We start from the raw sequence: 13,758 nt of genomic DNA, 5'->3' as shown, positions 1-13,758 counted from the left end.
CACACCGTGGACAGATCGCCAGTTCGGCTCGGATGTCAGCCGTAGGCTGTCGTGGGAAATCAAGGGGAGAGTATGACTGACGACCGCGAGGCAATAATTCCGGTGTGGACGCTGGCCACCGGTGACGTCCGGGTGCCCGCACTGGCCGGAGACGAGCCGATGACGGCTGAGCGCCTGGCCGAACTGCGCAGTGTGCTGGCCGCCCTGGCCGACAAGCCGATTGCCACACTCGAGGCGCATCCACTGCCCGGCAATCTCGACCGCAGCCGCGGTATCCCGCTCGATGCCGCGAGTCCCTTGGCGGAGCACCTGTCCAAGCTCATCACGCAATCAGCGCGAGGTTCCTCCGCGGTGGCCACGACGACCGCGGCCGGCGAAGGCCTGTATCGCATGGTGGTTCCGGCGAAGGTCGTCGCCCAGCTCGGTCAGGGCATCGTCCGCCCGATGGCGTCGAAGGTGGCGGCCGGTGGCATCCACGGAACGCTCATGAACTCAACGGGCATCGCCGCCCAGGCGACGTTCGTGCCGGTCGGCAGAGCGGCGGCAGCGGGCGCGGTCGGTGGAGCCGGTGCGACGGCCGGCTTCGCGGCCGCGGGCAGCGCGGCGCTCACCGTGGCCGCGCCGCTGGTGCTCATGGCCATAGCGGTGGGGGTCAGCGCGAATGCCGACCACAAGCGCTCGCAGGCCGTCAAACGCATCACGAAACTGCTGGAGCAACTGCACGAGGAGAAGCTCGATGACGAGCGCAATGAACTCGACGGCTGCCGCGATGCCATCGAAAAGGCCACCGCCGTCCTGCTCGACCAGGGAAAGCCCGGTGTCTCGCTGGGACTGGACTCGGCAGTGCATGCCATCAGCAAGGCGCTGGCCGCCGCTGACCGCCGCCTCGCCAAGTGGCAGAAGGCAGTCGAAAAGCTGCCCGCCGGCAAGCCCGTCGAGATCGGCAAGCTGAAGAAGTCGTTCCCTGGCGTCGACGACCGCGGCGGCAAGTTCCGCGCCCACCTCGAACTCGCCGCCTTGGCCATCGCGCTGAAGCGGAGGGTCATCGTCCTGCAGGCCGTCGAGCATGCCCAGACCGACCCTGGCAACTTGTTCGAGAACTTCAGCCGCGCGCTCAAGGCCGACCAGCAGCGCCTCGACACAATGGAGTCGGGCATCGCCGGGGTCCTGCAGCGCCTGTCTGCGCTGGATCTGGAACGCGCGTCCAGTCTGCTGCCCGTGATGCACGTCGGTGACGTCGATCGCCTGCTGCGCGCGGTGAACGGGCTTCGCAAGCTGGGCGACGGCGTCGTGGTGAACAGCCCCACGATCGACGTGGCGATCGAGATGGCCCGCAGCAAGGACGGCTCACTGGTCGTGTTCCCCGCGCTGCCCGCGTAGGCGTGGTGGGTTCGAATCCCGCCCTCGCCGCCGCCCCGGCACCACTCGTTTGCGAACACCCTTCTATCATCGACCAGTTGTTGAAACCTCGGTCGAGGGAGTGAAAGTACCCGGTGACGGCGACACTCGCAGGACCCGATTGGTCGGCGAAGGGCCTCGATGTCGCGGCCGGCCTGTATCCCCTGTCCGTTGAGCGGCATGTGCGGCGGATGGCAGGCCATCTGGTGCCCGGGGTGACCTCGGTGACCCCGCACGCCCGGTACTTCGCACTGCACGCCCTCATCGCCGACGAGGCCGCTCGCCAGAGGCTCACCGTCGCGCAGACTCAGGATCTCCTCCGTCGGTCCGAAGTGGTGCTCGCTGCCGTCTCCTTTGCCCACGACCACGGTGACACCGCCATCCCCCGCGCCCACGGGACCGACCGGCTCGCCCAGGTGCTGCGCGGAGGAACGGTCTCCTTGGAACAGGCCTCACAGCCGGGCAGGGGCGGGTACGCGACCTCCGAGTGGGGGTTCTGGCCCCCGTACCAGGCTTCCGAGGCAACGGTGCTGGGCATCGTCGGGCCGGATCGGAAGATGCTCACCACGGGCCGGGCATACGATGCCGCTGCCGCCCGCGAGGGCCTCGGCCCGCTGCTGGACCTGGCGCGTACACCCGGCGACCTCCGGGTCTTCGATCTGGCCCCCCTGGGTGACCGGTTGTGCGTGTGCGCGGGCGGCGGTGCACCGGACGGGCAGTGGATCGCCCGGCTGATGTGCGCGCCCGGGGCCGACACCGAGGCCCCGCGATCCCCCGCGGCCACCCGAAGGGAGACCATCCGGCTCCTCGCACGGGTCGTGGGCGAAACGCACGTCGCGTCGGTCTCCCGCGACTTCGGGCCCGTCATCGCCTTCGGCGCGTTCGCGGCCGACGACGCCGTGGCCGCCGGGCTCCACGTCACTCCCGTCTGGCGCGGTGTGGTCCTGCGCAATTACGCGGTCGGAGCATGGCGACGGCTGTGGTGTTGGCTCGTGGACCAAGTGGACGGGTACATGACTGTCGAGGACCTCGCCGAAGCTCTGGCGGCCCAGTTGCCGGACACCACCGTCGCCGCTTTCCTGGACGAGTTGCCCGCCACCGTCGACTCGGCCGGGCACCTGCTGCCGGCGGAGCCGGACCTGCGGAAGCAGGGCGATCCGCTGCCGCTGCGTGAGCTGCGGGTGCTGGCCGTCACCGCGCGCCGAGTCCACGAACTCGACGGTCGTACGCTCGACGCGTTCCTGGGGCGACGGGGCATCGAGCTGGGACCCGAGTGGACCCACCACCGCTTCACCGAGGCCCGTCCCCACCAGCTGCGCGACTTCGCCCGGCAGCTCACCTCCGACCTCCTGACCCGCGCCCGGCGGATCGCCCTGTCCAAGGCCCGCACCCGCCCCGACGGCAGTCTTTGGCTTCCGACCCGGCTTCATGAACGCGCCGGAATGCTGTACCGGACCAGCAAGGAAAGCAGCGACGACGTCGGGCTGAGGCTCGGCACGCTCACGAGCGTACTGGCCGGGTCCGGTGTGCTGGGGTACACCGACGGGCGCTGGCACGTCACTACAGCCGGGGAGACCCTCGTTGTCTGAGATCACGGCCGATGCGGGGATCCAGGCCATCGCCTCGCCCCTTTCGCTGCTCATCGAGGAGGAGGCGCATCACGACCGGCAGCTGCAAGAGGTCCTGATGCTTTCCTTCACCTGCGATCCCGGGTTCATCGAGTCCTTCGCGCTCGGCGCGGCGCAGGCCGCCGGAGCGCGCGTCACCGTCGTCGGTGACGTGGCTGTGACCAGTGCCGATCCGCGGTCGGTGCGCCGTGCCGGCCGCAGTTACGTGGCAGGGCTGGCGCAGTGCCGCAGCGGCGCCGCCTTCCATCCCAAGCTCGTCCTGCTCGCCGGGCCGAAGCGGGTGACGGTGGCCATCGGCTCGGGCAATGCCACGCTGGCCGGCTGGCACGCGAACTCAGAGCTGTGGAGCACCGTCCGCGGGGACGCGGACCGCTCCCCGGCCCTCTTCGGCGATCTGGCGCACTGGCTGCGCGGCCTGCCCGGCCCTGTACGGTTCTCCGCCGGCGTGGCGGAGGCCCTCGAACGCTGCGCCGTGCTGCTGGACTCGCCCGGAGGCCACGCACCGACCTCGGGCGAAGGTGCCCGCCTGGTGTCGAGTGTGACCGGCCCGATTCTGCACCAGCTGCCGGTCGGGCCCGTGGATGAACTCGCCGTCAGCGCACCGTTCCACGACCTGGGAGCCGGGGCGCTGCATGCCCTCGTCCGGCGCCTCGCCCCGAAACGCCTGACCGTCGTGTACCAGCCGGACAAGGTCCGGCTCGACGGGCCGGCGGTGGCCGATCTCGTGGAGCAGTACGGGGGCGAACTCCGGGTCGACGGCGAACACGAGCGTTACCGGCACGGCAAGCTCGTGGAGTGGTCGGTGGACGGGCAACGCTGGACGCTGACGGGCAGTCCGAACCTGTCCCGGGCAGCGCTGCTCCGGTCGGTCGCGGACGGCGGCAACTGCGAGCTCGGGATCGTCGCACCGACTGGGCGAACACTGGTACCGGCCGGAGCGCCCCAGACGCCCACGGCCATCCGCTCGCTCCGGTTGGAGCCACCCGCCGAACGGTCCACCGACGTAGCCCTGTTGCTCGGCGCGGCCCGAGTGCCGGACGGGGTGGACGTCCTCATCGCGAGGATGCCGGACCGGCCCGGGTACCTTCAGCTGTCCCGGGCGGCGGCCCCTCCGGAGTCGTGGGAGCGGGTCGGTGATGTTCCGGCCGGCAGTGCGCAGTGCACGATCGGGTTGCCGGCGGAAGGAGGCAGCCGGGTGCGGCTCGTCGTTCCGGGATACGACGGGGTACCGGTCTACAGCAATGTCGTCTTCGTCGTCGACCCGGTGCGCGCCACCCAGCGGCCGGGTGCGGGTGCCGGCCACGCCGCCGCGCCGACCACCCGCCCCGACGAGCTGTTCGGCGATCCTCTCCTCGCCGAGCGGTTCTTCACCGACGTGGCTCAGTTGCGGTCAGGTCTCAGCGTCCGCGCCGAAGGCGGCTCGGCCGTTCCGGCGCACGGCGCGGCGGCGACCCGGAAGACGGATGCTGATGCAGATGCGGACAGCTGGGAGGACTACCTCGACCGGTGCGCCGGGCGGATGGGGAACCCTCTTCTCCACTTCGCTCTGGGCTTGCCGGCATTGCCGGACGGCAGTGCGGACGTCGCACACCGGGAACTGCTGCGGGTCAGCTGGGACGAACGGGGCGACGAGCGCTTCGAGAACGATGAGGAAGAGGCGGGGTTCGAGGAGGACGGGGCCGAGCAGCCGAGCCGTGTGTTCGAGCTGCCCGATCTCGGAACCCGTGGCGAGGAGGAACGCCGTCGCTACCGCCGGTGGGCCGCACGGCTGGCCGAGGCCACCCCGTCCTTGGGGCCCGCGGAGCGACTGCTGGCCGTCCGGCTGCTGCTCTGGACGGTCGCCGCGCAGGCGTGGCCGGCCGGTGACACCGCGTGGGTGCCGTTGCTGGCCTCCGCGGTCGCCGGCCTCGATGGGGACGGCCTGCCCGAGGAGGCTCAGGTCCCGGCGGGCAGCCTGGCCGCCGTCGCGCTGTCCGTTCTCCGCGCACACATACCGCGCTACGAGAACACTGGGGAAGCCCTGGCGTTCCGACGTGCCTGCCGGGCGACCGGACATCTGCTGGTCGCCGCGGACGAGGGCTGCGTCGATGCCTATACGGCCGTGCTGGCCGACGCCTTCGGCGGCGCCGTCCACCCCGAGACCGTGCTGGACCTCATCGACGACATAGTGCAGGACGATCCCCTCACGGAAGCGATCGCAGCCCTTGAGGAGCGGGGACACGTGGCCCACCGTCACGACGGCCAAGTGCTGCACGTCCACGGGCGCTTCGGGACCCCTGCCCTCGCCGCCGTCGAGGCGGTGGGTGCGGCGCAGGACGCTCCCCTCATCGGGGCGTGGGCGACGACCGACAGCGGAACCTGGGCGTTCGCCGCCTGGCAGCGGCCGGACCTCGTCGTACTGGACGCGGGACGGGGCAGACCGCTCTGGCGGCACTACCGGCTCACACCGCTCGGCAGTCCGCGGGCACTCGCCCTCTCCCGCAGCTTCGCCGCCGCGAAGAGCGTCCCGCACGGCCCGCAGCTCCAGCCGTTCTCCGAGGCACTGGCGTTGTTCTCCGCCCTCGGCGTGGACGACTTCCACCCGCCGGAGGACTGCCGGTAGGGCACGGCAACCGGTTGGTACGCCGGCCGACCCGGCCGGTCCTCGCCGGCTGCCGGGGGCCGGCCGCCGGGGGCCGGCCGCCGAAAGCCCGGCGGCCGACGCCCGTTCGATTTCCGCGTGCGTGGCCTCAGCCCCCGGCGGGCGTGAGCCGCAGGGAGATGCTGTTGATGCAGTACCGCTGGTCCGTGGGGGTCGGGTAGCCCTCGCCCTCGAAGACGTGGCCCAGGTGGGAGCCGCACTTCGCGCACAGGACCTCGGTGCGGACCATGCCGTGGGCGACGTCCGCCTTCAGTTCGACCGCGTCGGAGTCCTTCGGGTCGTAGAAGGACGGCCAGCCGCAGTGGGATTCGAACTTCTCCGTGGAGCGGAACAGCTCGGAGCCGCAGCCGCGGCAGCTGTAGACGCCCTCGGTCTTGGTGTCCGTGTACTCACCGCGGAAGGCGGGCTCGGTCCCGGCGAGGCGCAGTACCTGGTACTCGGACGGGGTCAGCTCCGCCTGCCACTGCTCGTCCGTCTTCTCTACCTCGTACGACATGACTGTTCTCCCGCTTTCCCGCTCTTCCCAGAGCCGTCAGTTCGACAGACGGGCCAGGATGGCCGGCCCCAGGTCCGTGACATCGCCCGCACCCATGGTGAGAACGAGATCGCCGGGCTTGGCCATTCCCGCGATGACGTCGGCGACGGCTTCCTTGGAGTGCTCGGGGGTGACGTCGGCCCCGGCGGCGCGCGCTGCGTCGATGATGATCTCGCTGGTGATCCCGGGGACCGGGTCCTCGCGGGCCGGGTAGATGTCGAGGACGACCGAGGCGTCGGCGAGGGCGAGGGCCTGGCCCATCTCCTTGCCGAGTTCCTGGGTACGGGAGAAGAGGTGCGGCTGGAAGACGACCAGGATGTGGGAGTCCCCGGCGGCGCCCCGGATGGCCTCCAGGTCGGCGGTCATCTCCGTCGGGTGGTGCGCGTAGGAGTCGATGACCTGGACCCCGGCGGCCTCGCCCTTGAGCTGGAGGCGGCGCTTGACCCCGGTGTACTTGCCGAGGGCGGAGGCCAGGTTGTGGGCCGGGATGCCGAGCGCGACGCCGGCGGCGAGGGCCGCGACGGCGTTGTGCGCGTAGTGGCGGCCGGGCACGGAGACGGTGAAGGTGAGCATCCGGCCGTCGATGACGACGGTGACCTCGCTGCTCAGCCCGCGCGGGGTGATCTTGGTGATCTGGACGTCGGCGGTGGGCTCCTCGCCGTACGTGACGATCGTCAGGTCGGGGTTGCCGCCGACCCGCCCGGCGATCTCGGCCGCGCCGGCCTGGCCGTGGGCGATGACCAGGGTGCCACCGGCCGGGATCTTGCCGACGAAGGTCTCGAAGGACTCGTAGATCTCGTCCATCGACGCGTAGTTCGCGTGGTGGTCGAGCTCGGCGTTGAGGATGATCGCGACCTGCGGGGTGTACTTGTGGAAGCTGCGGTCGCTCTCGTCGGCCTCGGCCACGAAGATGTCGCCCTCGCCGTGGTGGGCGTTGGAGCCGGGGGCGTCCAGGTCGCCGCCGATGGCGTACGAGGGGTCCAGGCCCAGCGCCGACAGGGAGACGGCCAGCATCGAGGTGGTGGTGGTCTTGCCGTGGGTGCCGGCGACGGCGATCGGCCGCAGGCCGTCCATCAGCCCGGCCAGGGCGTCGGAGCGGTGCACGACGGGGATGCCGAGCTCGGCGGCGCGGGCCAGCTCCGGGTTGTCGGCGCGGATGGCGCTGGAGACGACCACGCAGGTGGCGTCGTCGGCGAGGTGACCGGCGGCGTGCCCGATGTGGACCGTGGCACCGTGGGCGCGCAGCGCCTGGGCGGTCTCGGAGTCACGGGCGTCGCTGCCGGCCACCTTGGCGCCGCGCTGGGCCAGGATCTTCGCGATGCCGGACATGCCGGCGCCGCCGATGCCGATGAAGTGGGGCCGTTCCATGGCGGTCGGCAGGCCGGGCTTCATTCAGGTAGCTCCAGGATCGAGTGCGTACGTACGGCGGCCGGATGCGCGGATACGGGGATTGCGGATGCGCGGTCCGGCCGCCTCCACCCTATTCCTTGTGGGCGAAGAGCTTGAGCACCGGAACGCCGACCTTGTGGCGTGCCCGTGAGGCCCAGTCCCGGTGGAAGAACTCCTCGACGTAGTGCGGGGCGGTCAGCACGATCACCTCGTCGGCGTTGGTCTCGTCCACGACCGCCTTCAGCTTGTCGAGCGGATGCTCGTCCACGATCTGCCCGACGGCCTTGGCCCCCTTGGCCCGCAGCGAGGCGAGGGAGTGCTCGATCGCCAGTTCGGCCGGGCCGCGGGCTGCCTCGCCCTCCGGTTCGTCGCCCTCGCGAATGGCCTCGGGAAGCTCACCGAGCGCTACGTCGTCGATGGCGCGCAGCAGCCGGTCCCGGTCGCCGCGGGGCTGCATGAGGACGATGAAGGAGACCTGCTCGTCTCCGTGGAGGGTCGTGACGAAGTCCACGTCGACGGGGGTCAGCGGCTGCTCGATCATCAATACGCTCGTGAACACGGACGCCCTCTCCTTCGTGGGCCGAGACCGGCCGGCCGGCCCCTGCGGAAACCATCCTGCCCCGCTGTCGCACGGGGCCTGTGCGGTTATACCTGCCCACTACTGTGCCCAGCGGAAGCCAAGCGGAACGACTAATTCCGCCTCTCTTCAGATCCGACGGTAACGCGTGAACAGAAACCCGGCCTCTTCCAGCAGGCAGGCCGGTGCGAGCCGGTGCGGAACCGTGACGGACGGTCCTCCGGAGATCCTCTGCGCGTCACCCGCCGTGAGCATCGGCGAGATCGTCAGGCACAGCTCGTCCAGCGCGTCGGCGGCCACGAACTGACCCAGCAGCCGGGGCCCGCCCTCGGTGAGCTGGCGGCGCAGCCCCCGGTCAGCGAGTTCCCGTACGGCCCGGGCCGGGTCCACGCCTGCCCCGTCACCGGCCACCACCACGTGCGCCCCGGCCTTGACGGCCTCGGCGACCCGGCCGGCGGGAGCGGCGGCGCCCGTGAGCACCAGTGTGGGCACCAGCGGGGAGGCGAAGAGCGGCAGCGAGAAGTCCAGGTCCAGGCTCGCGGAGACCACGGCGATGACGGCGGCGGGATCCTGACCCGCCGCCGCGCGGCGGGCCGCGAAGGCCTCCCGGGCCCGCGCCGGGCGGTAGCCCTCCTGGCGAACCGTTTCCGCACCGACGACCACCACATCGGCCAGGGCCCGCAGGGTGCCGAAGATCCGCATGTCGGTCTCGTTGGAGATGGGCTGGGAACGCCCGTCGTGCTGGGCCGCGCCGTCCAGGGTGGAGACCATGTTGGCCCGCAGCCAGTGGCCGTCCGGGCCGAGCCCGGGGTACTCGTACGCCTCGGCGAGTTCGTCCAGCGACCACGCACGGTCGGTCTGGTCCGCTGATGTCTGATCGGTCACAGGGAACAGGCGTCGCATCGGTGCAGTGTGCCACGCCCCGTAGAGTTAAGAGCTGTGTCAACATCACTCTCGCCCTCAGCGTCAGCCTCCGGGCGGCCCCCGATAGCCGACGTGGGACCGCAGTCCCTGTGTGCCCGCGAGCCCCGGGTGCCCGCCGAACGGCTCGTGGCCGAGATGGTGCCGCCGCCGCGCTTCGACGCGGTGCGCTTCGACACCTACGACCCCGACCCGGCCCAGCCCAGCCAGTCCGAGGCCGTCACCGTCCTCGCGGACTTCGCCGCGGGCCTCGGCGGGGCGCACGCGAGCGGGTCGGGCAAGCGCCGCTGGTTCGCGAGGAAGCCGGTGGCCTCCACCGCCCCGCGCGGGGTCTACCTCGACGGCGGCTACGGCGTCGGCAAGACCCACCTGCTCGCCTCCCTCTGGCACGCCACCCCGGCCGAGCCGGCCCTCAAGGCCTTCGGCACCTTCGTGGAGCTGACCAACCTGGTCGGCGCGCTCGGCTTCCAGCAGACCGTGCAGACCCTCGGCGGGCACCGTCTGCTGTGCATCGACGAGTTCGAGCTCGACGACCCGGGCGACACCGTCCTCGTCTCCTCCCTGCTCAGCCGCCTGGTCGAGCAGGGCGTGGCGCTGGCCGCCACCTCCAACACCCTGCCCGGCAAGCTCGGCGAGGGCCGCTTCGCCGCCGCCGACTTCCTGCGGGAGATCCAGGGGCTCTCCGCGCACTTCCGCCCGCTGCGCATCGACGGCCAGGACTACCGCCACCGCGGCCTGCCCGAGGCCCCCGCGCCGTTCTCCGACGAGCAGGTGACGAAGGCCGCGTACGCCACCGAGGGCGCGAGCCTCGACGATTTCCCGGGGCTGCTGGAGCACCTGGCGAAGGTCCACCCCAGCCGGTACGGGGCCCTGACCGACGGCATAGCGGCCGTCTGCCTCACCGACGTCGGACCGGTCCCGGACCAGTCGACGGCGCTGCGGCTGGTGGTCCTCGCCGACCGGCTGTACGACCGGGAGGTCCCGGTCCTGGCGGCGGGCGTCCCCTTCGACAAGCTGTTCAGTGACGACATGCTGAACGGCGGCTACCGCAAGAAGTACTTCCGGGCCATCTCGCGGCTCACCGCGCTGGCACGCGACGCGAAGCCCCTGGTGTCCCAGTAGGTTTGGAGGCGTCGGCCCGTTCCGCGGGCCGGCCGTTTCCACTTCTGCGAAAGGGATCCACCATGGCTGGCGCCACCCGCAATGCACACGCCGTCTGGGAAGGCGACCTGTTCGAGGGCAAGGGCGAGGTCACCCTCGACTCCTCCGGCCTCGGCAGCTTCAAGGTCTCCTGGCCCGCGCGCACCGACGCGGAGGCGAACGGGCGGACCAGCCCGGAGGAGCTCATCGCCGCCGCGCATTCGAGCTGCTTCAACATGGCCTTCTCGAACGGTCTCGCGAAGGCGGGCAACCCGCCCACCAAGCTGACCACTTCTGCCGCCGTCACCTTCGTGCCGGGCAAGGGCATCACCGGAATCCACCTCACCGTCGAGGGCGAGGTGCCGGGCCTGGACAACGACGCGTTCGTCGCCGCGGCCGAGGACGCCAAGCAGAACTGCCCGGTCAGCCAGGCCCTGACGGGTACGACCATCACCCTCAGCGCGAAGCTGGCCTAGCTCCTGCGCTCCGCCCCGGTCCAGCCTCGCCGGCGTTTTGAGGCGCGGGGTCCGGGGCGGAGCCCCAGGGGGTCCGGGCGCGGCGCGGCGAGGATCGCGGGGCGGCGTGGTACCACGGGCCGGTCGAAGACCGCCCCCGCACCCGGAGTTGCCGATGAACCTCAGCCGACGCAGCCTGATGGCCGCCGCCGCCATCTCCTTCGGCGGAGCCCTCGGCGCGCTGTTCACCGGCGCCGCCGCCCCCGCCGCCGCCCGCGGCTACGGCCCGCTCGTCACCGACCCCGCCGGGCTGCTCGACCTGCCGGCCGGCTTCACGTACCGCGTCCTCTCGCGCGCCGGCGACCCGCTGCGTTCGGGCGAGGGCACCATCCCGGGCAATTTCGACGGCATGGCCGCCTTCGACGCCGGGCAGGGCCGCGTCCGGCTGGTGCGCAACCACGAGAACCGGACCACCGCCGCCCTGCGGGTCCCTCCCGTCGACGGGCTCACCTACGATCCGTACGCCCTCGGCGGCTGCACCGTCCTCGACCTCGACCCGGCCGGCCGCGTCACCGCCGAGCGCGTCGCCCTCGCCGGCACCGCCGTCAACTGCGCGGGTGGCCGTACTCCCTGGAACACCTGGCTGTCCTGCGAGGAGACCGAGGACCGGGCGGGCACCGCCGGCTACACCCGCGACCACGGCTACGTCTTCGAGGTCGACCCCGCCGGCCCCCGCCGCTCCGGCGCCGTCCCGCTCACCGCGATGGGCCGCTTCGCGCACGAAGCCGTCGCCGTGGACCCGTACCTCGGTGTGGTCTACGAGACCGAGGACGCCTTCGTCGAACCCTTCGGGCTCTTCTACCGGTTCCTGCCGACCCGCCCCCTCGGCGGCCCGGGCTCCCTGCGCGCGGGCGGCGAACTGGAGGCCCTGCGGGTCCCCGGGCTGGCGAACCTGGCGGTGGTGGACGAGCCCGGGGCCCAGTTCCCGGTGGAGTGGGTCCCCGTGCCGGACCCGTCCGCGTCCGGCACCCCGATCCGGCTCCAGGACTTCGGCCCCGGCGGGATCACCCACGCGCAGAAGCTGGAGGGCTGCTACTGGGGCGACGGCGGCGTCCACTTCGTCTCCAGCTACTCCCGCACCCGCGAGGGCGCCCCCGCCGACCACCACGGCCAGGTCTGGTTCTACGACCCGCTGCGCGCGCGGCTCCGGCTGGACGTGGTGTTCGGCCCGGCCGCGGACCTCCAGCTGCCCGGAGACTCCCCCGACAACATCTGTCTGGCCCCCGACGGCGGCCTGATGGTGTGCGAGGACGGCGGCGGCGCGCAGTACGTCTTCGGCGTGACCCCCGGGGGCGAGGTCTACCCGGTGGCCCGCAACGCCGCCGACATCGGGAAACCGGGGGCTCCGGAGTGGGGGGAGTTCGCCGGGGTCACCTTCTCCCCCGACGCCCGGACCATGTACGTGAACGCGTACACGCCCGGGACCACCTTCGCGGTGACGGGCCCGTGGCAGTGATCCGTACCGCCTTCCGTACCGCCTTCCGTACCGCCTTCCGGCCCGCCCGTACCGCCTTCCGGCCCGCCCGGCCTGGTCTTTCGTCACGTCGCGGTCCACTGCGTTGTGGTGGAGGATCGTAGGGAGTCGACGGATCGAGGTAGGTAGCGGTGGCCAAGAAGGACAGCAGGAAGCCGGCGGGGTCGGCCGAGCCGACGGAGACGGCGAAGTCCGGGAAGGGCACCAAGCCCGCGGGGACGGCCAAGGTCGTCGAGAACGCGGAGACCCCGAAGGCCGCCAAGGGCGCGGAGGTCGCGGAGGTCGACAAGCCCGCCAAGGGCGCCGGGGGCTCGAAGACCTCGAAGGCCTCGAAGACCCCCAAGGGTGAGAAGGCCGGGAAGCCGGCCAAGGCGGCGAGGGCAGCCAAGGTGGAGAAGGCTCCCAAGGCCGGGAAGGCCTCCAAGGAGGCGAAGGCGGGCAAGGCCGGGAAGGCCGAGAAGGCGGGCGCCCCCGGAGGCGCTGCGAAGCCGGCCGCGCCCGCCAAGGGAGAGCAGACGGCCGAGCCCGATGCCGCCACCACAGCCACCGCCGCGAAGCCGAAGTCCAAGCCCCTCTCCCTGCGCGAGCTGCTCCGCATCTCCGCCGAGAACTCCAAGGGCTCCAAGGGCGGAACCCGCAAGTCCGGAGGCCACGGGCACGGGTACGGGCACGGCCGCGGTCACGGGTACGACGCCCCCCTGAGCCCCCTGCTCCGCGTGCCCTCCGGCGAGCGCGTCGACCTCGGGGCCTTCCACCCCGGAGCGACCCCGGGCGGTCCCACCGACAAGGCGGCCGGCGTGGCGGCCACCGCATTGATGGGCGAGCGGCTCGCCTCCCTCCAGGAACGGCTGTACGCCGCCAGCACCGCGGGCGACCGCCGCCGCGTCCTGCTCGTGCTCCAGGGCATGGACACCAGCGGCAAGGGCGGCACCGTCAAGCACGTGATCGGCCTGTTCAACCCCTCCGGCTGCCGGATCAAGGCCTTCAAGGCGCCCACGTCCGAGGAGCAGAACCACCCCTTCCTCTGGCGCATCATGAAGGCGCTCCCCCAGCCGGGCGAGATCGGCATCTTCGACCGTTCGCACTACGAGGACGTCCTCATCGCCCGCGTCCGCGACCTGGTGCCGCGCAGTCAGCTGGGCCGCCGCTACGCGCAGATCAACCGGTTCGAGAAGTCCCTCGCCGACGACGGCGTCACCGTGGTGAAGGTCTTCCTCCACATCGGCTACGAGGAGCAGCGCAAGCGGCTCCTGGAGCGGCTCGACACCCCGGACAAGCACTGGAAGTTCAACGCGGGCGACATCGAGGAGCGCTCCGTGTGGCCCGCGTACCAGCAGGCGTACGAACTGGCCCTGGAGCGCTGCTCCACGGAGGCCGCGCCCTGGTACGTCGTCCCCTCGGACCGCAAGTGGTACCGCAACTGGGCGATCAGCAAACTGCTGCTGGAGCATCTGGAGGGCATCGCGCCGCAGTACCCGAAGGGTGACTTCGACGTGGAGGAGTGCCGCATCCGCCTGCTTGCCACATAGTCATATATTTT

Annotated in this window: 11 protein-coding genes; 7 read left to right on the top strand and 4 right to left on the bottom strand. The window is 71.6% G+C overall.

Annotated elements, in window-relative coordinates; genetic code table 11:
* Positions 1–72 precede the first annotated feature (72 nt).
* From OG247_RS33275 to OG247_RS33265, 3 genes are all read left to right on the top strand, one after another.
* Entirely contained in the window at positions 73–1,380 is a 1,308-nt protein-coding gene (locus tag OG247_RS33275; RefSeq protein WP_327255662.1) for a hypothetical protein, read from the top strand.
* 209 nt (positions 1,381–1,589) lie between these two features.
* The gene (locus tag OG247_RS33270) at positions 1,590–2,987 is read left to right on the top strand and encodes a hypothetical protein (protein ID WP_327255661.1); all 1,398 of its coding nucleotides are present in this window, start codon (positions 1,590–1,592) and stop codon (positions 2,985–2,987) included.
* Positions 2,980–5,628 (top strand): hypothetical protein, encoded by a 2,649-nt coding sequence (locus OG247_RS33265; RefSeq protein WP_327255660.1) that lies wholly within the window; start codon positions 2,980–2,982, stop codon positions 5,626–5,628. Before OG247_RS33270 ends, OG247_RS33265 begins: the two co-directional genes overlap by 8 nt.
* 127 nt (positions 5,629–5,755) lie before the next feature.
* On the opposite strand, the gene msrB is transcribed toward OG247_RS33265, so the two are convergent.
* The 4 genes from msrB to OG247_RS33245 form a co-directional block, all read right to left on the bottom strand.
* On the bottom strand, positions 5,756–6,163 hold the full coding sequence (msrB, locus tag OG247_RS33260; RefSeq protein WP_327255659.1) for a peptide-methionine (R)-S-oxide reductase MsrB: 408 nt from the start codon (positions 6,161–6,163) through the stop codon (positions 5,756–5,758).
* 36 nt (positions 6,164–6,199) lie between these two features.
* Positions 6,200–7,594 (bottom strand): UDP-N-acetylmuramate--L-alanine ligase, encoded by a 1,395-nt coding sequence (gene murC / locus OG247_RS33255; RefSeq protein ID WP_327255658.1) that lies wholly within the window; start codon positions 7,592–7,594, stop codon positions 6,200–6,202.
* A gap of 88 nt (positions 7,595–7,682) precedes the next feature.
* Positions 7,683–8,150 (bottom strand): indole-3-glycerol phosphate synthase, encoded by a 468-nt coding sequence (locus OG247_RS33250; protein WP_243331409.1) that lies wholly within the window; start codon positions 8,148–8,150, stop codon positions 7,683–7,685.
* A 147-nt stretch (positions 8,151–8,297) separates the two neighbouring features.
* Complete coding sequence (locus tag OG247_RS33245; RefSeq protein ID WP_327255657.1) at positions 8,298–9,071, bottom strand: pyrimidine reductase family protein; 774 nt, start codon at positions 9,069–9,071, stop codon at positions 8,298–8,300.
* An 84-nt stretch (positions 9,072–9,155) separates the two neighbouring features.
* Between OG247_RS33245 and zapE the strand changes: the two genes are divergently transcribed.
* The 4 genes from zapE (at position 9,156) to OG247_RS33225 (ending at position 13,747) form a co-directional block, all read left to right on the top strand.
* A complete protein-coding gene (zapE, locus tag OG247_RS33240; protein ID WP_442813676.1) occupies positions 9,156–10,211 on the top strand; it encodes a cell division protein ZapE in 1,056 nt (351 codons plus the stop codon).
* A gap of 62 nt (positions 10,212–10,273) precedes the next feature.
* Complete coding sequence (locus OG247_RS33235) at positions 10,274–10,705, top strand: OsmC family protein (RefSeq protein ID WP_327255655.1); 432 nt, start codon at positions 10,274–10,276, stop codon at positions 10,703–10,705.
* 154 nt (positions 10,706–10,859) lie between these two features.
* The gene (locus OG247_RS33230) at positions 10,860–12,200 is read left to right on the top strand and encodes an alkaline phosphatase PhoX (RefSeq protein WP_327255654.1); all 1,341 of its coding nucleotides are present in this window, start codon (positions 10,860–10,862) and stop codon (positions 12,198–12,200) included.
* A 614-nt stretch (positions 12,201–12,814) separates the two neighbouring features.
* On the top strand, positions 12,815–13,747 hold the full coding sequence (locus OG247_RS33225; RefSeq protein WP_442813675.1) for a polyphosphate kinase 2 family protein: 933 nt from the start codon (positions 12,815–12,817) through the stop codon (positions 13,745–13,747).
* Positions 13,748–13,758: the final 11 nt, after the last annotated feature.

This window comes from Streptomyces sp. NBC_01244 (genome assembly GCF_035987325.1).
In the GTDB taxonomy this organism is placed as follows: Bacteria; Actinomycetota; Actinomycetes; order Streptomycetales; family Streptomycetaceae; genus Streptomyces.
Note: the sequence above shows the minus strand (reverse complement) of the source record. Positions and strands in the feature narration are given on the sequence as shown.

Coding starts and splice junctions, on each gene's coding strand:
- murC (WP_327255658.1), bottom strand. CDS start 7,594: ATGAAGCCCGGCCTGCCGACCGCCATGGAACGGCCCCACTTCATCGGC.
- msrB (WP_327255659.1), bottom strand. CDS start 6,163: ATGTCGTACGAGGTAGAGAAGACGGACGAGCAGTGGCAGGCGGAGCTG.
- OG247_RS33235 (WP_327255655.1), top strand. CDS start 10,274: ATGGCTGGCGCCACCCGCAATGCACACGCCGTCTGGGAAGGCGACCTG.
- OG247_RS33230 (WP_327255654.1), top strand. CDS start 10,860: ATGAACCTCAGCCGACGCAGCCTGATGGCCGCCGCCGCCATCTCCTTC.
- OG247_RS33270 (WP_327255661.1), top strand. CDS start 1,590: ATGGCAGGCCATCTGGTGCCCGGGGTGACCTCGGTGACCCCGCACGCC.
- OG247_RS33245 (WP_327255657.1), bottom strand. CDS start 9,071: ATGCGACGCCTGTTCCCTGTGACCGATCAGACATCAGCGGACCAGACC.
- OG247_RS33275 (WP_327255662.1), top strand. CDS start 73: ATGACTGACGACCGCGAGGCAATAATTCCGGTGTGGACGCTGGCCACC.